The organism is Actinoplanes italicus (assembly GCF_003001815.1).
Classification (GTDB): Bacteria; Actinomycetota; Actinomycetes; order Mycobacteriales; family Micromonosporaceae; genus Actinoplanes; species Actinoplanes italicus.
Window position 1 is genome coordinate 1 of sequence record NZ_PVMZ01000047.1, and the last position, 25,434, is coordinate 25,434.

22 protein-coding genes and 2 pseudogenes are annotated in these 25,434 nt (G+C 69.2%); 11 read left to right on the plus strand and 13 right to left on the minus strand.

The features are described 5' to 3' along the window. A pseudogene (locus tag CLV67_RS50365) lies at window positions 1-229 on the plus strand (alpha/beta hydrolase); the annotation flags it as partial. 171 nt (window positions 230-400) lie between these two features. On the opposite strand, the gene CLV67_RS50370 reads toward CLV67_RS50365, so the two are convergent. The 5 genes from CLV67_RS50370 to CLV67_RS50390 form a co-directional block, all read right to left on the minus strand. Further along, complete coding sequence (locus CLV67_RS50370; protein WP_106331131.1) at window positions 401-1,336, minus strand: DUF7710 domain-containing protein; 936 nt, start codon at window positions 1,334-1,336, stop codon at window positions 401-403. Between the two features lie 93 nt (window positions 1,337-1,429). Next, the gene (locus CLV67_RS50375; protein WP_106331132.1) at window positions 1,430-1,825 is read right to left on the minus strand and encodes a hypothetical protein; all 396 of its coding nucleotides are present in this window, start codon (window positions 1,823-1,825) and stop codon (window positions 1,430-1,432) included. Between the two features lie 28 nt (window positions 1,826-1,853). Continuing rightward, window positions 1,854-3,863 carry a DUF2135 domain-containing protein gene (locus tag CLV67_RS50380; RefSeq protein WP_106331133.1) on the minus strand — a complete coding sequence of 670 codons (2,010 nt, stop codon included), beginning with the start codon at window positions 3,861-3,863 and terminating at the stop codon, window positions 1,854-1,856. 106 nt (window positions 3,864-3,969) lie between these two features. Then, entirely contained in the window at window positions 3,970-4,938 is a 969-nt protein-coding gene (locus CLV67_RS50385; RefSeq protein WP_106331134.1) for an ATP-grasp domain-containing protein, read from the minus strand. Between the two features lie 8 nt (window positions 4,939-4,946). Next, window positions 4,947-5,210: a hypothetical protein gene (locus CLV67_RS50390; RefSeq protein ID WP_106331135.1), complete on the minus strand. Its 264-nt coding sequence runs from the start codon at window positions 5,208-5,210 to the stop codon at window positions 4,947-4,949. 170 nt (window positions 5,211-5,380) lie between these two features. Between CLV67_RS50390 and CLV67_RS50395 the strand changes: the two genes are divergently transcribed. Together CLV67_RS50395 and CLV67_RS50400 are read left to right on the plus strand one after the other, a co-directional pair. Next, window positions 5,381-7,840, plus strand: a complete 2,460-nt coding sequence (locus tag CLV67_RS50395) for an effector-associated constant component EACC1 (protein ID WP_170154323.1) — start codon at window positions 5,381-5,383, stop codon at window positions 7,838-7,840. 71 nt (window positions 7,841-7,911) lie between these two features. Then, window positions 7,912-10,782, plus strand: a complete 2,871-nt coding sequence (locus tag CLV67_RS50400; protein ID WP_106331137.1) for a tetratricopeptide repeat protein — start codon at window positions 7,912-7,914, stop codon at window positions 10,780-10,782. Here CLV67_RS50400 and CLV67_RS50405 read toward each other — a convergent pair. After that, window positions 10,758-12,062, minus strand: a complete 1,305-nt coding sequence (locus CLV67_RS50405) for a tetratricopeptide repeat protein (RefSeq protein WP_106331138.1) — start codon at window positions 12,060-12,062, stop codon at window positions 10,758-10,760. The two genes, CLV67_RS50400 and CLV67_RS50405, sit on opposite strands and share 25 nt — an antisense overlap. A gap of 214 nt (window positions 12,063-12,276) precedes the next feature. Beyond that, the gene (locus CLV67_RS50410; protein ID WP_106331139.1) at window positions 12,277-12,603 is read right to left on the minus strand and encodes a TraR/DksA family transcriptional regulator; all 327 of its coding nucleotides are present in this window, start codon (window positions 12,601-12,603) and stop codon (window positions 12,277-12,279) included. A gap of 56 nt (window positions 12,604-12,659) precedes the next feature. Between CLV67_RS50410 and CLV67_RS50415 the strand changes: the two genes are divergently transcribed. Next, window positions 12,660-14,054 (plus strand): sensor domain-containing phosphodiesterase, encoded by a 1,395-nt coding sequence (locus tag CLV67_RS50415; protein WP_106331140.1) that lies wholly within the window; start codon window positions 12,660-12,662, stop codon window positions 14,052-14,054. A 219-nt stretch (window positions 14,055-14,273) separates the two neighbouring features. Continuing rightward, window positions 14,274-15,626: a M20/M25/M40 family metallo-hydrolase gene (locus CLV67_RS50420; RefSeq protein WP_106331141.1), complete on the plus strand. Its 1,353-nt coding sequence runs from the start codon at window positions 14,274-14,276 to the stop codon at window positions 15,624-15,626. A gap of 1,069 nt (window positions 15,627-16,695) precedes the next feature. On the opposite strand, the gene CLV67_RS50425 is transcribed toward CLV67_RS50420, so the two are convergent. Next, window positions 16,696-17,370, minus strand: a complete 675-nt coding sequence (locus CLV67_RS50425) for a response regulator (protein ID WP_106331142.1) — start codon at window positions 17,368-17,370, stop codon at window positions 16,696-16,698. Further along, the gene (locus tag CLV67_RS50430; protein WP_170154324.1) at window positions 17,370-18,590 is read right to left on the minus strand and encodes a sensor histidine kinase; all 1,221 of its coding nucleotides are present in this window, start codon (window positions 18,588-18,590) and stop codon (window positions 17,370-17,372) included. Before CLV67_RS50430 ends, CLV67_RS50425 begins: the two co-directional genes overlap by 1 nt. A 310-nt stretch (window positions 18,591-18,900) precedes the next feature. On the opposite strand from CLV67_RS50430, the gene CLV67_RS50435 reads away from it, so the two are divergent. The 3 genes from CLV67_RS50435 (at window position 18,901) to CLV67_RS50445 (ending at window position 20,858) form a co-directional block, all read left to right on the plus strand. Continuing rightward, window positions 18,901-19,767, plus strand: coding sequence for a sensor histidine kinase (locus CLV67_RS50435; RefSeq protein WP_170154325.1), 867 nt, complete (start codon window positions 18,901-18,903; stop codon window positions 19,765-19,767). Window positions 19,768-19,848: 81 nt separating this feature from the next. Beyond that, complete coding sequence (locus tag CLV67_RS50440; protein WP_106331145.1) at window positions 19,849-20,205, plus strand: hypothetical protein; 357 nt, start codon at window positions 19,849-19,851, stop codon at window positions 20,203-20,205. After that, on the plus strand, window positions 20,202-20,858 hold the full coding sequence (locus CLV67_RS50445) for a nucleotidyl transferase AbiEii/AbiGii toxin family protein (protein WP_106331146.1): 657 nt from the start codon (window positions 20,202-20,204) through the stop codon (window positions 20,856-20,858). Before CLV67_RS50440 ends, CLV67_RS50445 begins: the two co-directional genes overlap by 4 nt. Before the next feature lie 70 nt (window positions 20,859-20,928). On the opposite strand, the gene CLV67_RS50450 is transcribed toward CLV67_RS50445, so the two are convergent. Further along, on the minus strand, window positions 20,929-21,783 hold the full coding sequence (locus tag CLV67_RS50450) for a dioxygenase family protein (RefSeq protein ID WP_106331147.1): 855 nt from the start codon (window positions 21,781-21,783) through the stop codon (window positions 20,929-20,931). Window positions 21,784-21,939: 156 nt separating this feature from the next. Between CLV67_RS50450 and msrA the strand changes: the two genes are divergently transcribed. Next, the gene (gene msrA, locus CLV67_RS50455; RefSeq protein ID WP_106331151.1) at window positions 21,940-22,443 is read left to right on the plus strand and encodes a peptide-methionine (S)-S-oxide reductase MsrA; all 504 of its coding nucleotides are present in this window, start codon (window positions 21,940-21,942) and stop codon (window positions 22,441-22,443) included. An 87-nt stretch (window positions 22,444-22,530) separates the two neighbouring features. After that, window positions 22,531-23,760: a serine hydrolase domain-containing protein gene (locus tag CLV67_RS50460; RefSeq protein WP_106331148.1), complete on the plus strand. Its 1,230-nt coding sequence runs from the start codon at window positions 22,531-22,533 to the stop codon at window positions 23,758-23,760. 24 nt (window positions 23,761-23,784) lie between these two features. Here CLV67_RS50460 and CLV67_RS50465 read toward each other — a convergent pair whose 3' ends face one another. Further along, the gene (locus CLV67_RS50465; protein ID WP_170154326.1) at window positions 23,785-24,465 is read right to left on the minus strand and encodes a 2-phosphosulfolactate phosphatase; all 681 of its coding nucleotides are present in this window, start codon (window positions 24,463-24,465) and stop codon (window positions 23,785-23,787) included. Between the two features lie 94 nt (window positions 24,466-24,559). Here CLV67_RS50465 and CLV67_RS50470 point away from each other — a divergent pair, with 94 nt between their 5' ends. Further along, window positions 24,560-24,919, plus strand: coding sequence for a VOC family protein (locus CLV67_RS50470; protein ID WP_106331150.1), 360 nt, complete (start codon window positions 24,560-24,562; stop codon window positions 24,917-24,919). Here the strand turns inward: CLV67_RS50470 and CLV67_RS54930 are convergent. Together CLV67_RS54930 and CLV67_RS50475 are read right to left on the minus strand one after the other, a co-directional pair. After that, window positions 24,916-25,353 carry a DUF6959 family protein gene (locus CLV67_RS54930; RefSeq protein WP_428839502.1) on the minus strand — a complete coding sequence of 146 codons (438 nt, stop codon included), beginning with the start codon at window positions 25,351-25,353 and terminating at the stop codon, window positions 24,916-24,918. The two genes, CLV67_RS50470 and CLV67_RS54930, sit on opposite strands and share 4 nt — an antisense overlap. Next, window positions 25,350-25,434: pseudogene (locus CLV67_RS50475) on the minus strand (IS5/IS1182 family transposase); the annotation flags it as partial. The gene CLV67_RS54930 and the pseudogene CLV67_RS50475, both read right to left, overlap by 4 nt.

The window sequence follows — 25,434 nt, forward strand, 5'->3', positions numbered from 1 at the left end:
GGACACCGCAGCGCGGATCACGATCCCCGTCGAGTACCTGCTGCAGTGGGACGATGAAGGCAATCCGCGGGACTCAGTCATGAAGCTGTTCGACGCACTCGGCTCCGCCGAGAAGACCCTGCACGCCAACCCCGGTGGCCACTTCCGGATCCCGCCTTTCGAAATCGACAGCTCGATCCGATTCTTCGCTAGGCACCTGGGCGGCGCTGGCGTACCGAGCAGTTCCTGACACCGCAGGAGCCCGCGCCGCCGCGCGGTCAGCCACTACGTAATGCCCCTGCCCACGCCCGCCGCTAGCACAACCTGGTCGCCGAACGACCGGAACTGATCAGCCTGCTCATCCGCGACTTCCTGCGCCGGGCCGGTCCGCCTCGCGACCGGCAACCGTGATCACAGGGTGTCAGTCACGCCGGCCGTCGATCAGATGGATGTGTTCCAGTCCCGGTCCGAACCCGGCGACGTGGCCCGGGGTGCCGTGGTGCGCCTTCGAGGGTCTGAATCTGCCCGCTTCGACCGCCACGTCGTAGGCGCCGCCGATGGCGTACTCGGCGAGAATCCCCGTCACGCGATGCTCGGCCGCCCAGTCGAGGCCCGCGGCCATGGTGGTGAACACGCCCGATGCGAACCGTTCCTGGTCGCCGTGGAAGATCCAGACGGTCGTGTCCGGTGTGGCCGGCCGTTGACGTGCGGGCTTGCGCCCGATGCCTGCCGGGGTGAAGGAGAAGGCGTCCGGGAAACGAGCTTGCCGATGCCGTACGGCGAGCACCACCACGGGCTGGTCCTGGCCGGGCGTCGTATGCGGCGGCGCCTGACCCAGGTGAAAGCAGATCAGCGGGGCATGGGGGTCGGCGGTGGTGTAGGCCAGTGTCTTGGGGTGCTCGGCACTCGTCGGCCCGATCCACACCGACGGACGGCCGAAGGTGTCGATCAGCTCAGCCAGGGTCCGGTCCTGGCCCACCCATCCGCCGACGTCAGCGCCCAGCCGCTGGAATTCCGCCGGTGACAAGGTCCGGTCCAGCTTCAGCCAGCCGAGACGATGCGCGACCTCGGCGTACATGGAGGCGGTGGCGTCACGGCAGGAGGCCTCCGGCAGGACGCGGCTGTAGGCGCCCACGACGCCGGTCGCGGCGAAGGCGTCGTGGTCACGAAGCCTCTGGTGCTCGGCCCGCCACCGCTCCAGGCAGCCGTCCACGGCGGCCATCGCCTCCAGCAGGAGGCGTTCGGCCATCTCGTCGCGGCCATACATGCCGGGACGACGCAGAACATCGTTGACCTGCCTGAGGTGATGTCGCCGGGCGTCAGCGGCGCGCCGTTCGATCTCGTCACTCGCACTCATCGCTGCCGATCATGGCACCCGATCAAAACCCACGACTCCCGGCACCGCGCGGCGAACCGGTGACCCACCAGGACGCCGCGCGGTCAGTGAGTGTCAAAGGTTGTTGATCCGGGCCAGCAGCTCTTCCTCGGTCAGGTTCTCCAGGACCGCGTCCTGCTTGCGGCCCAGGACTGCCAGCAGCTTCTCCTTCTCCAGCTTCTTGGCCGCTGCTGCCTTCGCCGCCTGGTCCTCCGCGAGGCGGACGGCGATGACGTGCTTGACGACCTCCAGCTTGGTCTCCAAGGTCGTCTTGGCCGGATTGGCCTCGGTGGCCACGAACGACTCGGTGTCGACGGCCTTGAGCTCGGCGTTGACGGCCTTGGCCACGTCATCGAGGCTGAAGCCGGACTTGGCGGTGAGCGGCAGCTCCCACAGCTGTTCCGTGGTCAGCAGGCCCTTGGCCGACGGGTAGCGGAACTTCTCCCGCGTGGCCTTCTCGAAAATGGTCACGATCGCCTCTCGGATGTCGGGGTGGGAATCAGAACTGGATGCTGATGAGGCGGCGCCGGCCGCCGGTCATGGTCACCGTGGCGACCACGGAGTTGCGGACCGTGGAGCTGAAGCCGAGGCCGGACAGCTGATCGTCCGACGGCTCGCACTTGGTGCGGTCGCCGAGAACCTCGAACACCTTGCGGTGCGTTTGCAGGTCGCCGCGGAGGAACTCGTTGTAGATCCCGCGGGTCGGCTGGTCGTTCACGCAGCCTTTGAGCATGAAGAAGTAGTGGCGGTTGCCGACCTCGTTGTCGTCGAAGTAGTTCGGCGAGTACATGACGGTGGACACCGGCACGAACTGCTCGGTGGTGATGCCCCACAGGTCCTTGGCGATGCTGCCGCGCTGCATGTCCTTACCCGGCCGGAATGCGGTGATCGCCTCGCCGGCGACCGTCATCCGGCCCACCTCGACGGTCTCCTGGTGGCCGACCGCCCGCTCGTGGCGGTACTGCTCGATCCTGCCGTTGCTCTCGGTCTCGATCACGAAGCCGACCCCGGTGGTCTCCCGCTTGTTGTACTGGTTCACCTCGATCCGGTACTCGCCGTCGGGGACCTTGCCGGCCCACGTGACGTTCTCCACCGGCTCGCGGGTGAACGACCCACCCGCGTTCATGTCGACGTCCAGCTTGTTGCGCTTCTCCCGGTACCAGATGTGGGTGCCGTCAGGCTCGTACACATGCAGGTCCAGGTCGTCGTGGTTGAACCAGGACAGGCTCACCCGCACCTTGCCGGTGACGTTGCCGCCGGCCCGCTTGACCTTCTCCTTGATCGAGTCGGTGACGTTGCCGCCGTAGGACCAGGCGAAATCGTTGTCCCAGGTGAACAGCCGCGGCGCGTCCGGGTGCCGGCCGGTGGTGAGACTGACGAAGTGCGGTTCGTGGCTGTTGGCTACCCACAGGTCGATGCTCGCGGCACCGGGCAGGATGTCTTTCATGAAGGTGACCACGGGAACCTCCTCCGGCTTCGCGTCCCGAAGACGCGCACCCGAGGACCCGGTGGTGGCCGCCTGCATGAGCAGCCCTTCGATGCCGTCCTTCATCCGCGACTGGGTGTCGTTGTCGACCCACAGCACGTTGGTGACCGACACGTCGGACAGCCGGGCGAATCGTCGCTGCAGCGACTCCTCGATGCCCAGCTCGTCGATGGTCTTCATGGCGGCCTTGACCATGGCCGGGGTGATCAACGCCTTGGGGCGCTGGTAGTTCTGCGGCGCCACCTTGACCTCGAACGACCGGACCGCCTGCTCCAGGTCGACGCCCGCGGAGAGATCCTGGACGAGGGTGCCGATCACCGTGTTGCGGAGCCGGGCCGCCGGGTTCATGGCGTTGGCGAACACGAAGGCCCGTCCGTCGGCCGCCTGCGTCCACCGGTTCTGCAGCGACCGGAACTCGGTCACCGCCCGGCGATGCTCCGTGCCGCGGTAGAGGGCGTTGTCGTCGATGAGGTCGACGACGGTGTCCAGCGCATGCTGGGTCAGCTCGGCCAGGCCACGCTGGAACACCTGCACCGCGGCGTCGAAGCCGCCCCGTGCCACGCCGACGTCCTCGGTGCGATGCCGCTTCTCCACCCGGCCGTACAGGTGGTGCCACACCTCGACCTGGCCGTCGCGCAGCGTCCGGGTCGTCTTCGTACCGTACTGCGCCTCCCGGGACCGGAAAATGGTGGACAACGGCAGCGCGCCGACGAATTCGTCCATTGCGGCGGCGACGACGGAGAAGACCGGGTCGGATGCCGACACCCCTGACCAGACGGTACGGACCTGTCCGTCGTGGATCTCGACGACGTTGCCGAAGTTCTTGACGAACCCGCGGCAGGTCGAGCAGTCGTACTCGGACCGCTCACGGAACCGGAGATTGGTGCCGGGGGGAAAGGATTCGAGAAAGGTGAGCCAGAGTGAATCCCGGTCGAGACCGTCGCCGACGACGTACAACTCACCCTTGGACATCGTGGACAGACGCGTAGTCACATCGGTCACGAACTGCTGAAAATCGCCCACCGTGTCATCCCCCTTGATCACGGTAGATCCTATGGATCGCACGCAATCGGAGAAAACGCATTTCCGGCGGACGTGGAGCACCCGTGTCCACGGTGTGCCCCCGTGATCAGCTTGCGTCGAGCACGTGCTCCCGTGCCGGCAACTCCCGGCGGACGAACTCGGCGAACGGCGTGACCAGGTCCATCCCGATCAGCCCCTGTACGAACAGGAACTGCCCCTGCGGGTTGAGTTCCAGCCACACCGGTTCGCCGGTGTCGTCGATCTTGATGTCGAACACACCCATCCGCAGCCGCAGCCGGTGCAGCACCCGGCCGAGCCGGCGGGTCAGATCCGCGGGCAGCCGCGTCTCGCGGACAGGCACGTTCAGATTCGGACGCCAGTCCAGGTCGTCGGTCTCGATCAGCACCGGGTACGCGGTCTCCCCGAGCATCAGCACGCGCAGGTGCCGGGTGCCGGGCACATATTCCTGGTAGATCGCGGGGGCCAGCCGCATCGACTCCTCGGCTGCCAGATGCTCGTCCAGCATCCGTGCCGTGACCAGCGGCCACACCGTGCCACCCTTGATCGTCTTGACGATCACCCCGGTCCTGGCCGACGCGTGGAACCGCCGGATCTGTTCCGGATCCTGGCTGATCAGCGTACGCGGCACACGCAGGCCGCACTGTTGGGCGACGCGCAGCTGAACCAGCTTGTTGTCAGCCGCCCGGGTGGCCTGCGGATCACTGATCCAGCCGCCGCGGAAGTCGGTGAGCAGCAGGCCGAGCAGCGCCCAGTGGCAGTCGTTGCGGATCACCTGGACCTGGGCGGGATCGGTCACCGTGTCCGGCACGATCTGCGGCACGTTGAACCGCCGCAGCCAGATCAGGTCCAGCCGCCGGACATCGACCAGGCCACCGTCGCGGGTCGGCAGCTGGGAGATCCCGTCCGACCAGGAGAGTCCGGAACTTCCCGACAATCGGTCGGTCGCCACGATGTCGCAGACGATGTCGTGCCGGTCGCGTAGTTCCCGCTGTACGAGCAGGGCGTGCAGATCGTTCTGCAACGAGAGAATGGCGACGTGCCGAGGCTGCCGCACGATACGAGTCAGTCGTAGTCGGAATCGTCGACCCGGCGCGGATCGCCGGTGATCGTGCCGGTGCAGGTGCCGGTGGGATCCTCCGCCGGAATCGCCACCGCCCGGTCCCTGATCGCCCGCACCTCATCCTGAAGGGACTTCATCGTGATGGCCTCCCACTCGGCGAGCCGCTCCGGTGGGAACACCTCCACGCCTGCCGTCGGTTGCACCAGGAAAACCATGGGGAAAACCGCTTTCGGTGCGATTTTCTGCTTTTCGTCATCATCGGCCATCGACCGTCTCCCATCGATTCGACAGGTCTCGATTCGATCTGCCGGGCGCATTCGACGTCAACGGAGTGCTCATGATTCGACAGGGAACCAAACCGAGGTGTCGGCTTTCGGAAACTCCGCTCGCCACGGCTCCGGGTCGCTTCTACGCTCGCGCTGCGAGGTGGTGCGAGATGACCCGGGTGACGATCGTCGTCCACGACGACGAAGACGCCGACGAGCAGCGGCTGGACGAGGTCACCCGGCAGCTGCGCCGGGAACTGGCCGACCTCGACGTGGCGGTGGAAGGCGCGCCGGGCGGTCCGGCGCCGCTCGGGACCCGGGCGGTCGAGCTCGCCGCGATCGGCACCATCATCGTGACGCTGTCCCAGTCGGTGGTGCTGGCCGCGGTCATCAACGCGATCTCCGCCTGGCTCACCCAGCGTCAGCAGGGCAGCGTACGGGTCGAGATGGACGGCGAGGCGCTGGAGCTGACCGGTTCGCCGACGCCGCAGCATCGCCGGCTGATCGACGCCTGGCTGAGCCGTCGCGAGGCCGCCGAACCGCTGCCCGGCGAAGGGGACGACGCGGAGCCGGGACCGGGTGGCGGCCGCTATGCGCTGATCGTCGCAAGCTACGCGTACGACGACCCGGGCCTGCGCCGGCTGCACGCTCCGGCGCACGACGCCGAACGGCTGGCCGGGGTGCTGAGCGACCCGGCGATCGGCGGGTTCCAGGTGCAGTCGGTGATCAACGAGTCCGGACCGGTGGTGAACGAGGCCGTGGAGGACTTCTTCGCCGACCGTACCGCCGACGATCTTCTGCTCTGTTATTTCTCGGGGCATGGTGTGAAGGACCCGGACGGCGAGTTGTTCTTCGCGGCCGCCTCGACCAAGCTGCACCGGCTCGGTGCGACGGCGGTCGCCGCCGACTTCGTCAACCGGCGGATGACCCGCAGCCGGTCCCGCCGCATCGTGCTCATCCTGGACTGCTGCTACGCGGGCGCGTTCGGGCGCGGCATGGTCGCTCGCGCCGGCAGCGCGATCGCGATCGAGGACCAGTTCGGCGGGCGCGGGCGCGCGGTCATCACGGCGTCGAGCGCGATGGAGTACGCGTTCGAGGGCCGGCAACTCGCCGAGACCGGCCCCGGCCAGCCGTCGGTCTTCACCAGCGCGCTGGTCGCAGGGCTGGAGACCGGCGACGCCGACCGCGATCAGGACGGCTACATCGGCCTCGACGAGCTGTACGACTACGTCTACGAACGGGTCCGCCGGGCCACCCCGCACCAGACTCCCGGCAAGTGGACCTTCGACGTGCAGGGCGACCTCTACCTGGCCCGCCGCAGCCGGCCCGTCACCACCCCGGCACGGCTCCAGCCGGAGCTTCAGGAGGCGATCGAACATCCCCTCACCGGCGTGCGGCTGGGCGCGGTCACCGAGCTGGAGCGCCTGCTGCGCGGCCGGCACGCGGGGACGGCGCTGGCCGCCCGGCTGGCCCTGGATCGCCTGGCCGAGGACGACAGCCGCAAGGTGTCGGCGGCGGCCACCGCGGCGCTCGGCTCGGTGGCACTGTCCGAGCCGGTCGACGCGGCCCCGCCGGACCGACCGGTCGTCCAGGCCGCACCGCCTGCTGCGGTGGTCGTACCGGAGCCGGAGCCCGAGCCGGGTCCGTCCGAGCCGGTGCCCGCCACGACACGCGAACCGTCCGCGCTGTGGGCCGGTGCCGGATTGTCGCCCGCCAAGGTCCTCGCGGCTGCGGGTGGCGTCCTGCTCGTGCTCGGCTTCGGCATGCGGCTGGGAGACCCCGCTCCGCAGACACCCGTGACCGAGCACCTCCAATCCGCCACGTTCGTGCTCTGGGCACTCATCGCGGCCGCGTTCCTGTTCGCGATGCAGCCGTCGAACCATGCGGCGCGGCGACCGTACAAGAGAGAACGTGATGTTGTCCAAGGGGCGGTGATCGGTCTCGCTGCTGGACTGCTCGGCCTGCTCGCCGGCGTGGTCAGCAACCGCTACTTCCAGACCATGGTGGAGGCGGGTTTCTATCTCGCGGCGGGCGGCGCCGTGCTGGTCCTGGCCGGCGTCACGCTCGAAATGCTGCCGCGTCCGCGCGGGATCATGCCGATCGCGACTGTGGTCAGCGCGACGCTCGCCCTGGTTGCCTTCGCTGGCACCGTCGTCGTCCCGGATGCGGTTGCGGAGTTCGTCGAGCAGGGTGACCACGTCGTGTGGGCGACGCTGGTGTTCGTGGCGGGGTCGCTGCTCACCGTCGTGGCGGTGACCGCCGGTGTGCTGCGCTGGCGCATCACGCCGTCCCGGCCGGCGTTCCTCCTCGGCGCGCTGTCGACTGGCCTGGTGATCGCCGCGCTCGTGTGGACCCTCGCCCAGGATGCCGGTCTTGCCGAACGGGTGGCGTACTCGTTCCTGCTGTTCGCCGCCCTCCTGGTCGTCGCGCTGATCGGCGAGGACCGGCCGGTGCTGCTGCTCTCGGCGCGGCTCTCGGTGATCGCCATGTTGCTGATGCAGGTGCCGTCCGGGGCGAGAGCCGACCTCTTCGATGCGGCCGGGCGCTTCGCGCTCGTGACGCTCGCCGCAGTCGCGGCGCTGGGTGCCTTCTACGCCGGTCATGGTCAGCCGGGGGACAGCCGGACGTAGCGTGCCCCGATCGGGTCACGCCGATCCCGCAGGGAGACAATGGTGCGGAGCCGCCGAAAGTAGGGGGTCCGATGACCGGCGCGGACGAGTCCGATGCTGTGCACGTCGTCCAGAACGTCATCGCGATCGGCGGTTTCGCCTACGGAGTCATCAACGGTGACCTGTATGTCCACGGCGACGGCCGGCCCGTCTACATCGTGCGGGAACGTGAGCCACCCGTCGTCCCGCAGACCGGCTGGCTACTGGAGTTGCCGAGCCGGCTGCTCGACGCCCGGCATGAGGTCGTCGAGTTCACCGGTCGGGTCGCTGAACTGACGGTGCTGACCCGGTGGCGTGACAGCGCGGACCGCCTGTCGGTGCTGTATCTGCACGGGGCGGCGGGTGAGGGCAAGTCCCGCCTGGCGGCACGGTTCGCCGACCGGTCCACCGCGGACGGCTGGAAGGTCCTGGAGGCCCGGCACGGTGGCGACACCATCGCCGTGACCCCGGAAAGCCAGAACCTGGCCGCCGGCGATGCACCAGGCCTGCTGCTGGTCGTCGATTACGCGGACCGGTGGCCCGTCGAACACCTGCAATGGCTGTTCGCGAACCGTCTGCTGCACAGCCCGGTACCGACCCGGGTGCTGCTGATCGGCCGGTCCGTCCACAGCTGGATGAGCCTCCAGCATGCCCTCGACGAGATCCGTGCCCGCAGCGAGGACCTTGAGCTGCGTCCGCTGGCAGGCACCGAGGACGAGCGACGGTCCGTCTTCGACGCGGCCCGCAGCCGGTACGGGCTGCTCTATGGCATCGCCGTGACCGATGAACCACCACCATTGCACCATCGCGATTTTGCCCGCGTGTTGTCGCTGCACATGGCCGCGCTCGTCGCCGTGGACGCGCAGACGTCCAGCTCCGAACAGCTGTCCGACCCGGCTCGTCTGTCGGCCTATCTGCTGCGTCGCGAGCACAGCCACTGGGCCCGGATGCACGCCCGGTCGGTCAGCGGATTCGCCACGCCGCCGGGCCTGCTGGCCCGGACCGCGTTCACGGCGGTACTGGCCGGGTCCCAGCCGGCGTCCGCCGCCACCCCGCTGCTCCGAGACATCAACGACACCTCGTCGTGGCCGGTCGACGTGGCGAAGGTGCTGACCGACCATGGCGTCTGCTATCCGGCCACCGGGGGCCGGCTACTCGAGCCCCTTTACCCGGACCGGCTCGCTGAGGACTTCCTGGCGTTGCAGTTGCCGGGACACGACCAGAGCGGGTATCCGGTCGACGAGACCGCCGGTCAGGCGCTCGCCCGCGCCGTCCGGCGGTTGGCCGGGGACACGCCGGTGCGGTACCTGGACCGGGCACTGACCTATCTCGCCGCCGCCGCGAGCCGCTGGCCCCACGCCGGAACCCGCTATCTTTTCCCGCTGTTGCGCAGCGACCCACGGCTCGCGCTCGACCTGACGACGGCACTCAGTGAGATCGCCGCCGTGCCCGGCATGGATGCCGACCTGCTCGAGACGATCGACGGTGTCGTCGCCGAGGACGACGCCGTCGGGCGCGACGTCGCCCGGGCGGTCCTGAGTGAACGCCTGCTCGACAGCCGACTCGCCGCGGCCGTCGATGATCTCACCCGGTCAGCGCTACATCGCAGCCATGCGTCGCGCCTGAACCGTGCCGGACGCACCGAGGATGCCGTCGCGGCCCTCGATGCCGCGCTCGCCGTGCTGGGCCCCGACGACCAGGCTGCCGACACGCCGGTAACACCCGCCGAGAAGGAACGCCGCCACAGCCGGTCAGCGGCGCTGCTCCTTCGTGCCACGACGCTGCGCACCGCCGGGCGCCTCGACGACGCACTGGAGTCCGCCACCCGGGCCGACCGGGCCATCTCCGCGTTGGCTGCCGCCGATCCGGACCGGTACCTGCTGCGCCAGCTGACCATCCGATCCGAGATGGCGATCGACCTCGCCGAGGTGGGCCAACGGCGGGCCGCCCTGGAACTGGCCACGAAGGTCAGCGGAACGTTGCTGCTCCTGGCATCCGAGAACAGGGACAACCAGGAAGTGCACGAGCGGATCGCGGCATTGTCGAACGACATCGCCCAGATGCAGGTCACCTTGGGCCGGACACGCGAGGCCCTGCAGCACGCCGACCTCGCCGTCAAGAGCTACCGGCGCCTGGCCGCCGCCGACCCTGATGCGCTGGTCGAACTGGCCCGGGCCTTGAACAGTCACAGCACGGTGCTGAGCGGTGCCGGGCGATCGGCGGAGGCGATCAAGCCGGCGGAGGAGTCGACCCGGCTGCGCCGCGAGCTGTTCGCGGCGAATCCGGCGCGATTCCGCTCCGATCTGGCGATGTCGCTGAACAACCAGGCCGCGGCTCTCGACGACCTTCACCGGTACGCCGAGGCCTTGCCGCTGATCAACGAGGCGATCGCCTTGCGCCGTGAGCTGGCTGCGCGGGTGCCGGCGCGCCACCTGGCGGATCTGGCCATGTCGTTGCGCAACCTCAGCACCATCCGGCGCGGGTCGCACCAGTATGAACTGGCGGCCGCAGCCGCCGAGGAGGCAGTTGCCACCTCACACCAGGCCGACGCCTACCACCGTGGGCGCCGCCCGGGTCAGCTGCCGCGGTCGATCAACATGCTGGCCGACGCGTTACGACGGCTCGGCGACCTCCCGCGGGCCGTCGACCTGACCCGTGAGTCGATGGAACTGTTCCGGCAGAGCGCTGCCGAGGAGCCGGAGGCGTTCATACCCGACCTCGCGATGGCACTGTTCGAGTTCGCGCGGGTCCGCATCGAAGCCGGGATCGAGGTGGACGAGGCGACCCTCGCGGTTCGGGAAGCGCTGGTGTTGTACACCGGCCTCCGCACTGAACGACCCAGCGCCTACATCCGGCAACTTGCCGCCTGCCAGCAGGTGCTCCGGATGGCCGAGTCGCTTCAAGCTCGGGAAACGTCCCGGTGATCGTGCACCAGGCCGGCGATGGACGCCCGGTTGGCGTGGACATGCTCTGGTACCGGTTCACCGGCCCGGCCGTACGCGACGATGGACGCCTCAGCCGCTGCGAGGGCATCGTCGAGCCGGCCGGTCGCGGCAAGCGGCACACTTGCGTTGTGAGCTGCCAAGGCGACCTGGAGATACGCGTCGGCATCCCGGACCGCGTCAGCCAGAGTTCTCCGTATCGTCCACGCCTCGAGGGCTGCGGGTAAGGCCAGTGCCGGGCGGGACAGGGCGTACCAGGCGGTCGCCTGATTGCTCAGGGCCCCGGCCAGGTCACGCGGCTGTGGGTGTCCGTGCTGCGCCAGCCGGCGGAAGAGTGTCACCGATCGTTCGCTGGCGTGGGCCGCATCGGCCCACCGCTCACAGCCGAGATACGTGCCGCCGAGATCAAGCAGCGATCGGGCGAGATCGTCGGCCCGCTGAGCGGTGAGCGGACCGTCACCGGGTTCGAGCCGTGTGACGGCCTCGCGCAGGAACACGCACGCCTCGTCGTCACGGTCGAGTTCCGACAGCTGCCGGGCGATCTTCTGCAGGGAGGTGACAAGCGACTCGGTGTACCGCTCGGGTGACTGCCCGGCGAGCCGCCGGCAGATGTCGACCGCCTCACGGCAGAGCTCGAGCGCCCCCGGCTGGTCGCCGTCGTTCCACATGTCCTCGCTGGCATTTCGCAGCGCCATGGCCAGTTCCGGGTCGTACCGCTCCGGATCCTGCTCCGCGGCCTGCCGGAAGAGCTGCACAGCTTCCGAACTTGCCTCCCGGGCCGGCCCGGAACGGTTGAGGGAGGCGAACCGGTTGCACAGTGTGTGCAGCAGGAAGGCGAGAAGCCCGTCGTCGATCATGCCCAGTGCATGCAATTCCCGTGCTGCCGTCACCGCTTCGAGCGTCATCTCCAGCGCCTGCTGATGTCTGCCGCAGCCGCTGAGCGCGATGGCCAGGTTGTTGACGGAGTTGAGGTACAGGCGACCGACCTCGAGATCGCCGGCGAACACCCTGCGCCGGATCTCGACCGCCTCTGTGGCCTTGGTGACAGCCCGCTCATGTTCACCCAGACGGGACAGGTGCCGCGAGAGGTCGGTCAGGGCACTGGACAGGACCGTGAGGACGTTCTCGTCGCCGGCCGGCACCGTCCGCAGGAGACGCTCAGCGTCGGCCCCGGCGTCGACCGCTGCCCGGTGGTCGCCGGCGCGGGCGTATGCGTTGGCGCGTTGCTGCGCTGCCTCTGCCTGCTCGATGACAGGTTGCATCTCGTCATTCTCGCGTATCGTCCGGCGGGCTCGAGCGGGCCGGCCGTCCAACGGCCGGGTCACGGCGTATGCGTTGTGTGCGGTGCACGCCGCCAACCAAGGGAAACTTCAAAGGAATCCATCGCGCCGACGCTGGGTCGTGGTCGTCAGTTGCCACTTCGCAGGCGTCGGGACCCGGCGATGTAGCGAGTTCCAGCGACCAGCGGACCACGCCTCAGGCGCACCTGATGCACCGGCGGGCGAACGGCCGCGCGGTGAGCCGTCCGGCGGCGATCGGTTCACCGCAGGCCTCGCACACGCCGTAGGTGCCGGCGTCCACCCGCCGCAACGCGTCGTCGACCTCGGCGATCCGACGGCGGGCGGCGGCCAGCAGTGCGGTCAGCTGGGCGCGTTCGAACCCGATGGTGGCGCCCTCCGGGTCGTGCTCGTCGTCGGCGTTGGAGTCGCGCGACGCGGAGAACAGCGAATCCAGGCTCTCAGCCAGCGTCGACACCTCGGCCTCGGCGTCCGCACGCAGCCTCAGGAGCTCGTCACGAACCATCCCCGCACCTTAGCGACACCACTCATGCCACTGGGCTCGCGGCCGATGAGCAGAAGGTGAAGCAGACCACTCCGGCAGGCGACGCCGACAGCACGGCTGAGCTGCTGCGTGCGCGCAGTGTCGTGAAGAACGCGGTCACCGTGCTGGCCGCCAGCATGGTGGTCGCGCTCGTCTCGTACGCCTGGGACTGGCTCGAGGTCCTGATCAAGGGAGAGCCCCCGGAGCTGGACGAGTGGGTGGGGCTGATCGGCGTCGCCTGGCTTCCGCTGGCCGTCGCCACGACCGTGCGGCTGCTCCGATTCAACCGCAGTCTCGCCGACCGGGCCGAGGAGGCCGTGGAGGCGTTCCGGGACACCGTGCACACGGCGCACGGCTGGGTGTGGAAGGTCGACGCCGACCTGCGGATCACCTGGAGCAGCGACGGCGTCGCCGAACTGCTCGGGTACGACGCGCGGCAGATCACCGGACGCGACGTACGGGAACTGCTCGGCGACGACCCGGAGACCGGCAGCCACGCCTTCGACGACACCGCCCGGCAGGACTGGATCAGCGGCACCACCCACCGCGACGGCGCGGCACGCACCCTCAGCAGCACCGCCACGCCGGTTTTCGCCCCGGACGGCAGCATCGTGGGCTATCGCGGCTTCAGCGCCGATGTCACGCTCGAGGCGGCCGCCGCGCTGGCCGAGCAGCAGATCAGGGCGGAGCACGAGCAGATCCGGGCCCGCGTCGAGCACAGCATCCGCGAGGAGAGCGCGCTGAAGATCGTGCTGCAGCCGATCGTCGACCTCGAACGCAACGAGATCGCCGGTATGGAGGCGCTGGCACGCTTCACCGCGGAGCCGTACCGCACCCCGGATGTCTGTTTCAGTGAGGCCTGGAAGGTGGGGCTCGGCATCGATCTGGAGCTGCGCGCCGTCGAGGCGGCCTGCCGGCGGCTGCCCGACCTGCCCGGCCGCGCGTACCTGTCGGTAAACCTCTCGGCGCAGACGATCCTCGACGAGAGGCTGCACACCCTGCTGGCCGGGCTCGGTGGTCAATCGGCCCGCCTGGTCATCGAGGTGACCGAACACGCCGCGGTCGACGACTACGACATACTCGCCGAAACCATGCAGCGGGTCCGCGCCACCGGCGCGCGCCTGGCCGTCGACGACGCCGGTGCCGGTTACGCGTCGATGCAGCACATCCTGCGGCTGCGCCCGGACATCGTGAAACTCGACCGCAGCATCATCGCCGACAGTGACCAGGACCCGGCCCGGCGCGCCCTGATCGGCGCCATGAGCAACTTCGGCGCGTCGCTCGGCGTGACCGTGGTCGCCGAGGGTGTCGAGACCACCGCCGAACTCGCCGTGCTGACCGAGGAGGGCCTCAACCACGCCCAGGGCTACCTGCTGAGCAAGCCGGCCGCCGACCCCCGGGTCCAGTGGCCGGACCGGCACCTGGCGGCCTGACGGCCACGCGTCGTACCGTGAGTTCTCCACCCGACGTGAGGAGTCGACTGTGCGTCTGCGAACCATCGTCCTAACCGTCACGGCCTTCCTGCTCGCCACCGTCACGGCCCTTCTGGCCAGCCCTTCCGCGGCGCTCGCCGGTTACACCTGGTCCAACTGACGACCGCAATACATCGATAAGCATGGACATGTACGCCTCGCGGGTGAAGAGTTGGACCCATGTCTACGAGGCGTACATTCCTGGTGGCCGGCGCGGCGACAGCCGCCGGAGTCGCCGCCGTCCCCGGCCCGGCCACCGCCGCGGCACCCGACCGGGACCTGCAGCGCATCCTGCGTGAGATCGACCCCGCCCGGATCGAGGCGATCGTCCGCAAACTTGTCTCCTTCGGCACCCGGCACACCCTGTCGTCGCAGGACGACCCGATCCGCGGCATCGGCGCGGCCCGCGACTGGATCTTCGCCGAACTCCAGCGACACGCGGCGGCCAGCGACGGCCGGATGACCGTCGAGCAGCAGTCGTTCATCCAGCCCGTCTCCCCGCGCGTCCCGGCCCCGACCCGGATCACCAACGTGATCGCCACCCTGCGCGGCAGCGTCACACCTGAGCGGATCTACGTGGTGACCGGCCACTACGACTCACGGGTCACCGACGTGATGGACGCCGTCAAGGACGCGCCCGGCGCCGACGACGACGCCTCCGGCGTAGCGGTGATCATGGAGCTGGCCCGGGTCCTGGCCACCCGCAGACCCGAGTCGACGCTGGTGTTCGCCGCGGTCGCCGGCGAGGAGCAGGGCCTCTACGGCTCCGACCACATGGCCCAGCAGTACAAAGACGCGGGCGCCGACATCCAGGCCATGTTCAGCAACGACATCGTCGGCACCGGCAACGCCCACGACGGCACCCGCAACGACCCGCGCACCGTCCGGCTGTTCGTCGAGGGCGTACCCACCTCGGAGACCGCCGCGGAGGCGAACACTCGCAAGAGCACCGGCGGCGAGAACGACGGCCCGTCCCGGCAACTGGGCCGCTTCGTCAAGGACGTCGAACCGGACGGCACGAACGTCCGCGTCATCTGGCGCCGCGACCGCTACCTGCGCGGCAGCGACCACATCTCGTTCCTGCTGCGCGGCTACCCGGCGGCCCGCTTCACCGAGCCCCGCGAGAATTTCGCGCACGAACACCAGGACGTACGCGTGGAGAACGGCATCCAGTACGGCGACCTGCCCGAGTTCTGCGACTTCGGCTACATCGCCCGCGTCGCGCGGGTCAACGCGGCCGCGCTCTGGTCGCTGTCGCAGGCGCCCGGCACCCCGAAGGGCGTCGTCATCGACACCACCCAGCTGACCAACGAGACCACGCTGCGCTGGCAACCCGGCACCGAACCCGACCTGGCCGGCTACGAGGTGGTGTGGCGCGAGACGACCGCTTCGGACTGGCAGCACTCGCTTGCGGTCGGCAAGGTCGGCACGGTCACCGTCGACCTCTCCAAGGACAACGTCTTCTTCGGCGTACGGGCAATCGACTCCTCCGGCCACCGCAGCCCGGTCGCCGCTCCCAGGCCCTCCTCCTGACCACCGTCCTGGCCGGGGCTATCGAACCTGTGGCCGCGGGTTCCTGCGTTTGAACAGAAGTTCCCACAAGGACTTGTTCTCCCACCCGAGATAGTCCCAGAACGCTGCCTCCTTCCCGAAGTACTCGATGCCGTCAAGCCACGTCGGGCAGTGTGGGTGGCAGATTTCGAATTTGTCCGCGTACTTACGGCACCGCCTGTAATTCTTGAAATCGTCCCGGAGGTCCCAGCACGGGTGCAAGGTGTGTGAGTCGTAACCATCGGGGCTATCCCAGGGTGCCCGATCCCAATCGTCGGGGCTTTGCGGTCTGGGCGATGTGGCGAACGAGGCTGAGGGTGCGGGACCCGGGTCGGCGGTGCCCGGGCCGGATCCGTTCGCAAAGACCGGCACGCTGATCGCCGCCACCGCGAAGGCGATAACGATGATCAAGCGCTGGCCCCACCGGCTGCTCGGTGGTCGGGTAATGGGTGTTTGACGTGCCATGATCCCATAGTTGGCCTTGGGCTGGCGGCCTGTGGCCGACTATGGAACCATGTCGGACAAACCAGCCATAGCGGTGACAGGGGCCGCGCGGCGGGCCTGGCTCGTTGCCGTCCTCTCAGCACTTCTGACGATCTGCGCGTCGACTTTCGTTGGGGGCTTGAGCCCTGCCTATGCCGGAGCGGAGTCGGCACCTGCCGTCGGACCCTCACCGAAACCGGGGAAGATTCTTTCGACGCTCTTCCGCCGGTGTTCGGCCACTGATGACGCCGAACTTCGCAGCTCCTGCCGGAAATACGCGAAGGGCCTCATGTTCGGATGCGTCGCCGCCAATGATCTTACTGAGCTCAAGCGGTGTCGTCGCCTTGCGGAAGGTGGCACGGATAGATGTGCGGCCTCCACGAACCTCCTTACATATCTGAGGTGCGTGGATACCGACCCGTGTCCAGAATGCTTGGCAGTTGGTGGCGACGAGGTGGATTCGGAACCTTCAGAGGAACCCGCGTACCCACCGGAACCAAGCGATCCCGTGGAGGCGATCTGGGATCTTCTCTTCCCCGGCAAGATGCTCTGGCGGAGCAGGTGACCGTCAGCCGCGGGGCACGAGGTTGTTCTGGTAGGCGATGACGACCGCCTGGGTCCTGTCATGCACCTCGAGTCGCATGATGATGCGGCAGACGTGCGTCTTGACGGTGGCCATGGCCAGGTGCAGGCGGGCGGCGATGTCCTCGTTGGTCAGGCCGCCCGCCATCAGCGTGAGGATCTCGCGCTCCCGCGGGGTCAGCCGGTCGAGAATGCCGGGCACGGGACGCGTGGGGGAGGGCGGCGTGACGATGCCCGCGATGACGCCGCGGGTGACGGCCGGTGCGAGATAGCCGTTGCCGTTGGCCACGCAGGAGACCGCGGTGGCCAGTTCGGCGGGCGCGGCGTCCTTGAGTACGAAACCGGACGCCCCGGCACGCAGCGCCGCGTAGACGTGCTCGTCGTCGCCGAGGCCGGTCAGGATCAGGACCTTCGCGGTGTAGTCGGGGTTGGGTGTGAAGTTGTCCGCGGTGAGCTGGCGGGTTGCCTCGATGCCGTCCATGCCGGGCATGTTGAGGTCCATGACGACGACGTCCGGTGTCAGTTCGCGGGCCATCATGACGGCTTCGGCGCCATTGCCGGCCTCGCCCACGACATCGAGGTCGGGGTGGACGGAGAGCATCATGCACAGCCCGTTGCGGACCAGTGCCTGATCGTCGGCGAGCAGAACGGTGATGGCCATCAGGTGACGATCCTCTCGGCCGCCGACGATGCCAGCGGGCTGGTGGGGGCGATGGACGGTGAGCGCAGGGCCGTGGGCAGCACGGCCTGGACGACGAAGCCGGTGCCGGTGGGGCCGGCGTGCAGGGTGCCGCCGACGGTCTGTACGCGTTCGCGCAGTCCCAGCAGCCCGTGGCCGGTGGAGAGGGAGACCGCGGTGGCGGACTGGCCGCCCGGCGGCGGACCGTCGTCCTGCACGGTGATGGTGAGTTGCTCGGGCTCCCAGTTCAGGCCCACCCGGGCCGCCGCTTCCGGGCCCGCGTGTTTGAGCGTATTGGTGAGCGCCTCCTGGACGAGGCGGTACGCGGCGAGGCCGACGCTGGGGTCCAGCAGTCCCGGTGTTCCCCACACCTGTTCGCTCACCGCGAGCCCGGCGGCCCGGGTGTTGGCCAGCAGCGCGTCGAGATCGTTGAGGTCGGGCTGCTCGGTGGCCATGACGTCGGGATCGTCGGAGGCGGCCCGCAGCAGGCAGAGGAGCCGGCGCAGTTCGTTCATGGACTGGCTGCCGACGTCCTGCACGATGTCGAGGGCGGCCTCGGCGCGGTGCGGGTCGGTGCCGAGAACCGCCCGGGCGCCCGCGGCCTGCAGCACCATCACACTCACGGCGTGACTGACGATGTCGTGCAGTTCGCGGGCGATCCGCAGGCGTTCGGACCGTACGGCGTCCGCGGCCGCGACATCCCGTTCGGCGGCCCGCTGGTCGGCGAGCCGGGTGCGGTAGCCGAGCAGCCACGTCGTACCGGCGATGAGCATGAGCACGAGCAGGAAGGTGAGTTGCCACTGCACGTCGCCGCGGTCCAGCGCGTAGATGCCGCACGGCAGCAGGCAGGCCGCCCACCCCGGCAGGGAACGGGCCGGAGGCTGGTACCGGGCGAGAGCGTTCAGTGCGACGAGGATTCCCGCTATCGGGTTGTACTCGGTGAACGCGAGCCCGCACAGGCTCGCCCAGGCCAGCTGGACGACCAGCACGGGCACGGGGAGACGCCGTCGCAGCAGCAACGTCGCGAGGCTGGCGATGCTGCCTGCCGGAATCAGCCACGGCTCGACCTCCCCGCCGCCGCGCAGGCCGTTGTCGTTGGACCACACCAGCAGATCCACCGTTGCGACGACGAGAAGTACCGCGAACTCGGTGAGCCATGCCGGTATCGCCACGGGACGCCCGATGCATCTTTTGTCGCTCATGTACCTATCGTCGTACCAGGCGCCGGCCATGACGACCGGCTTCGGCGGTAATTAGGCGGGGCGGCGTACACCAGCAGCGGTAGTCCCCCCGCTGTAGGGCAAGAGCATTCCAGGCCGTACGCGCGCCGCACGCGAATCAGTCCGCGGCGGTAGCAGCCCGTCCGCGTACCGCCGGGGAACCAGAGGAGTTTTACGGTTCCGGCCCGACGTGCCCGCCGGGCCGTGGGAACGAGGATTACCCCGTCACCGCAACCGCGACAGAGGAGTACCGCAGATGCCCAGGGACGAATCCGAAGAAACGCTGGCATTCATGGCCGGTCCTGGACGCCGACTGGCACGGTCCCGCCCCGGCGCCCGGCGTTTCCCGTACTCGCTCTCGGGCGGCGGCCTCCGGTCGCGCAGATGCCGGTGGGCGCGCCCGCCCGCGGCGAGCGAGCACGAGTCCGAGCTGCGCGCGTTGATGGTCATGGCCTCGCACGACTTGAAGAACCCGCTGGCCACCATCACCGCGCACATCGAGATGCTGCGAGCCGACTACGCGGACACCCTGGGTGAGGCCTTCGGCCGGGACCTCGCCGCGATCGAGCGCGGCCTGCACCGCCTGACGACGCTGACGCAGGACCTGCTCACCTACGCGAAGGCCGACCACACCCTGAGCCTCGCCACGGTTTCCCTGAGCGGCATGGTCGACGACGTGATCGCCGACCATGCCGTCACGGCCTCCACCCCACCCGAGATCACCGTCACCGGGACGCTGCCGGACGTGCCGGCCGACGCCGCCCTCCTGCGGCACGTCCTGGACAATCTGGTCGGCAACGCCGTCAAGTACACCCGGCCCGGCACCGCGGCCCGGATCGAGATCAGCGCTCGCGTACGGACGAACGGCTCAGTGCTCGTCGAGGTCGCCGACCGTGGCATCGGCATCCCCGCCGCCGACCGTTCCCAGGTCTTCGACTCGTTCCGCCGCTGCGCCAACAGCACGGGCTATCCCGGCACCGGGCTCGGCCTCGCCATCTGCAAGCGCATCATCGAACGCCACGGCGGGCGGATCGGCGTCGACGAGAACCCCGGCGGCGGCAGCCGCTTCTGGTTCACCGTCCCCACCGGCCCGGCGGGCAGCGGAAAGCCTGACATCGTCACCGCGATACACGCGACCGCCCCGGATTCGGCCCCCTGAGATTCGACCGCCGCCAGAACGACGAAGCCCTGGCGATTCTGGTGGCGGCTACGGGCACGCCGCGGCGCGTACTCTGGGCACATGAGCGAGCGGGCAGCAGCGACGAGGCCGACGAGCCGGCACAGCCGTCCGGGCCGCCGCGCGCTCGTCGCCGCCGATCTGAGCGCGCTCCGCGGGCCGGTGTCGGGCGTCGTCGAGCTGCCGCACCGGCTGGTGTGGGCGCCGTCCCCGGCCGGGCGCTTCGACCTCGACGACCCGTTCGACCGGATCCGGTTGTACGAGATCGTCCTGCGTGAGGCCGTTCAGCAGGCGGAACTGCGGACCTGGCTCGACGCGGACCTGCTGGCCGTCCTGTGGCCGCAGCTCTACCTGCCCCGCGGTGTCCGGCAGGCGTGGGAGGCCGTTCACCCCGGTCTCGCCGCCGTGGTGGCCGCGTGACCGGATCGGTCGATCCGTTCCATCTGCAGGTGGCCCGGACGGCGCTGTCGGTCGCGGACCGGTACGGCTTCGCTCTCGGCGGCGGCCTGGCGCTGATCGTGCACGAGATCGTGGACCGCCCGACCGAGGACGTCGATGTCTTCGGCGAGGACGGCAGCAGCGTGGTCGCCGCCACGGCAGCGGTGACCGCCGCACTGCGTGACCTCGGGATCCGTGTCGAGCGGATCGAGATGAGCAGCGACATCGTCGACGGGCTCGACTATCTGATGGCCGAGTTGGTGGCCTATCGGCCGGAGCCGGACGGCGGCGCGGTCCGGCTGAGTCTGGGACACCTCGCCCGTACCAGGAAACCGGTTCTGCTGGAGATCGGCCCGGTGATGGCCGTCGAGGATCTGATCGCGTGGAAGGTCGCCGCACTGGTCAACCGGGCCGAGGTGCGGGACTTCATCGACGTGGCGGCCTTCCTGGCGACCCACGATTCCCGTGAGCTGCTGAAACTCGCCGCGGCCGTGGACCCGGCCCTGTTCGGCGAGGACGTCGCCGCGGCGGGACGCCGGCTGGACCGGACCCCCGGCCGGGCGTTCGCACCGTACGGCCTCGACGCCGGACAGGTGGCGCGGCTGCGGGAGCGATTCACCGACTGGCCGCGCTGATCGATCACCGGCCGAGCGGGTAGACGTTCTCGGCCGCCGACCTGCTGACCCTTTCCGGCAACCACCGGGTTCAGTGCACGAGGACCGATCGGATCGAGTTGCCCCAGAACATGCGCTCGATCTGCGACGTCGCTTTCGTGGGATCGGTGGCCGCGCCCACGGCGAGCAGCAGCGGGACGTAGTGGTCGGCGGTGGGGTGGGCGATGTCCACACCCGGGGCCTTGGCCCGGTAGTCGGTCAGCGCGTCGACGTCACCGCGCCGCAGCGCGTCGGCGGCCCACTCGTCGAACGCCTCGTTGTAGCCGGCCAGAGCTGGATTCCGCATGACGGCGAAGCTGTGCGTCATGAAGCCCGACCCGATGACGAGGATCCCCTCCTCGCGCAGACCGCGCAGCCGCCGCCCGAGATCGAGCAGCGCCTCGGGATCGAGACTCGGCATGGACAGCTGCACGACGGGCACATCGGCGGCCGGATACATCGCCATCAGCGGGATGAAGGCGCCGTGGTCGAGGCCCCGGTTCACGAACTGGTGGACTCCGCCCGTGGGGTTCAGCACCCCGGCGACGCGGCGGGCCAGGTCGGTGGCGTCCGGAGTCGCATACGGCAGCGTGTAATAGCGCGGGTGGAAGCCGCCGAAGTCGTAGTAGAGCGGCGTGCCCTCGGCGGTCCCGGAGAGGGCGGCCGGCGCGTTCTCCCAGTGCGCGGAGACCACGACGATGGCCCGCGGCTTCGGCATCGACCGGCCCCAGGCGAACAGATCGTCGAGCCACTGGGCGTCGTCGAGGGTCGGCGGGGCGCCGTGGCTGACGAACAGGGCAGGCAGCGGCCCGTCGGACGGCTCCCAGGTGCGCTGCGACCGGGCCTCGGGAAGCACCCGGGCGAGCAGTGCGTCGTAGGCGCCGGCCGGGGCTGAGCTGGTGTTCATGGGACCCTCCGGCGGCGTGGTGACTTAAAGCTTGAAGTCACCGTACGCCAGAAATACTTCAACCTACAAGTGTTGTACGGGTGTGCCCCGCCACCCGGGCATGAACGGCGGCGTGAAAGCGTTCCTATGCACGACGACGAAGAGAGGTGCAGCACGATGAGCACGCAGAAGGCCATCCTGGCCGGCGGTTGTTTCTGGGGCATGCAGGACCTGATCCGCAAGCGCCCCGGGGTGGTCTCCACCCGGGTCGGCTACACCGGCGGCCAGGTCGAGAACGCGACCTACCGCAACCACGAGGGTCACGCCGAGGCCATCGAGATCGTGTTCGACCCCGCCGCCACCTCGTACCGGGATCTGCTCGAGTTCTTCTTCCAGATCCACGACCCGAGCACCAAGAACCGGCAGGGCAACGACATCGGTACGAGCTACCGGTCCGCGATCTTCTACGAGACCGACGAGCAGAAGGCGATCGCCGAGGACACCATCGCCGACGTCGACGCGTCCGGGCTGTGGCCGGGCAAGGTCGTCACCGAGGTGACCCCGGCCGGCGCGTTCTGGGAGGCCGAGCCCGAGCACCAGGACTACCTGGAGCGCATCCCGAACGGCTACACCTGCCACTTCCCGCGCCCGAACTGGACGCTGCCCCGCCGCAACGGCTGACCACCCTCGCCCGGTAGTGCTGGCACTACCGGGCATTGGGGAGCCTGCCGGAGTGAACCTGGGCCGGCATTTCGTAAAGATCATTGCATGACGACCGACACCACCACCGCTTCCAGAAACCTGCGGGCACTACGCGGTACGGCCATCGTGCTGACCGCCACCGTAGCCCTGGCGGGCCCCGGAACCGCCGTCGCGGCGGCAGCGTCGCCGGCCGCCGACCCGGCCATGCGTGATGTCGCGCGCAGCGTACTCAGCCTCGGTGTTCCCGGTTTTGTGGCCCGCATCGACGACGGCCGCCGGACCACGGTGACGGCCGCCGGGGTGGCCGACCGCCGGACGGGCCGTGCGCTGACCGGCCGCGACCAGTTCGAGATCGGCAGCAACACCAAGACATTCACCGCGGTCCTGGTCCTGCAACTGGTCGACCGGGGCCAGCTGAAACTGGACGCCCCCATCGAGCGGTACCTGCCCGGCGTGGTCCCGAACGGACGCCAGATCACCGTCCGGATGCTGCTCAACCACACCAGCGGCCTGTTCAACTACACCGCCGACCCCGACTTCATCGCCGGCGTCCGGCAGAACCCGCAGCACGTGCTCACCGAGCGGGATCTGCTCGACGTCGCCTTCCGGCACGACCCGAACTTCGCCCCGGGCGCCGGCTGGTCGTACTCCAACACGAACTACACCGTGCTCGGGGTGCTGCTGCGCGAGGTCACCGGAAAGACCTACCCCGATCTGGTACGCCAGCGCATCGCCGAGCCACTGGGCCTGGAACACACCTACGTCGCCGCCCCGCGCGCCACCCACACCGGACGGGGTTACGCCCACGGCTACCTCGTCACGTACGCCGGCGGCACACCCGGCTACACCGACGTCTCGACGTGGCCGCTCGGCGGCTTCGCGGGCGCGGCCGGCGCGATCATCTCCACCCCCGCCGAGCTGGCCCGCTTCTTCTCGTCCCTGCTGCGCGGCGACGTGCTGTCAGCACGGCAGCTCGAGCAGATGAAGACCACGGTCGAGGTGCCGGCGGAGTGGGGCAAGGGCGGGTACGGCCTGGGCCTGATGCGCATCGACTCCCGCTGCGGCACCGTGTGGGGCCACGGCGGCGACACTCTCGGCCACCACAGCAGCGCCGTGACCAGCGCTGACGGACGCCGCAGCGCGGCAACCGACCTCACCGCCAACCTCGGTGACGCCGAACCCAACGACGGCGTGGCCCGCTTCGTGCGCGTCGTGACGGCCGCCGACACGGTCGCCATCTGCCGGATGCTCGGAAAACCCGCCCCGGCCGACGTGATCGAGGCCCTGCACAGCTGAGGCTCCATCAGCTCCGTACGGGGTTCAGCTGCGTACCGCGGTGAGTTCGACGTGACCCTCGCGGATGTAGCCGACCATCGCGAAGTCCGACCGGTCGACCTCTGAGCAGAAACCGAGATCAGGGGAGAGGTCGACGACTTCGGACACCGGCCGCCGAGCAAAGGAACGGGCAAGCTCGGCGGCCCCGGCCCGGATGCCGTCCACCAGGTCGGCCGCCCGTGGCACTGATCCACGCAGCAGGGCATCGAGGTGTTCCGCGCAGGCCCGATCCTCGGCGGTACGCCCGGTGCAGAGCAGCGTCCACGGCGTGCCGGGGTGGTTGCTCGCGATCCACCGGGCGGTGGCACCCACGTTGCGCGCCGACGCCGCCAGCAGCGCCACCGGGTCGGGGCAGCGGGTGAGCCCGCGCGTCCCGTTCGAGGTCGTCTGAATCAGACGCCGGCCGTGGACCGGTGCGGTCGACATCTCGTACGGCGAATTCCCGATGTCGAAATCGGCCGGCTTGAGCCCTCTGATCTCCCCGGCGAGCAGCCGCTCCGGATACCGCCGGCGCAGTTCCCGCCCCGCCTCGGGCGTCGGCGCGCACGCGATGTCGGTGACGCCGCGCTCGAACGCGATCGCCGCCGTGGTGAAGGCCCGGATGACGTCGATGACGACGACGACCCGACCGGCCGGAATCAGCTCCTGCATACCGATGATCGACACGGCATCGCATCCTCCGGGATTTCCGGGCCCGGCGCCGATGAGTTTCCGGCCCTTGGGCGGTCCACACATCGAAACCGACTGCCAAGGAGACCCCATGACCTCGATCCAGCCCATCGCCGGCACGCCCGACCTGCACCGGTTGCGGGCCTTCTACGAGGCGGTGCTCGGCGCGAAGCAGACCCTGCGCGTACCGGAGGAGGGTCCCGAGTTCTACGTCGAGCTGCGCATCGGGTCGTCCGCGCTGGGCCTGGTGCAGCAGGACGACACCCAGACCGGCGAACCGGTTCGGATCATCCTGAGCGCCGACGTCGAGGACGTCGACGCCCTGCTGCCCATCGTCGAGCAGGCCGGCGGCACCGTGCCCGCCCAGCCCAGCGACATGCCATGGGGCCAGCGGGTGGCACACGTCCTGGACCCCGACGGCAACATGCTCAACCTGACGAAGTGGCTCTAGTGCCCATCAGCCCCGCTCCGCCGCAGCCCGCGGGCGGCATCGGCCACCTCCTGCCGCAGGATGGCGAACGTGTCACCTTGGACATGCACGCCGGAAACGCCCCGACCGGCGAGCTGAGTCACAGCGACATTGCCCCCGGCCGCCAGCACCCGTACGCGATCCTCACCCCTCCGGCGATGATCGCACTCCGCCAACCAGGCGATTCCCAGGCCACCTCCGAACGCGGCGATCATCCTCAGATCCCGATGTGGTCGCGCAAAGCAACGCCGGTCAATCGTCAACGGGCAGAAGGCGCATCCGTATTGAGTGCAGTCCGGCAGTTGCAGCCGTACCCGCAGCCGGCACCTCTTTTCAGGAGCCTGCCGGTCCTCCGGCTCTGGGATGAAGCCGCCTTCCGTTGCCATGAGGTGGTTCCCCGAATGAGCCTTTTTCATCCTGCGTAGCGGTTGGCTTCGACGTGGTGCAGAACGAGGATGGCCTGCACGATCGCGGTGGCTCGGCGTGGGCAGCAGCGC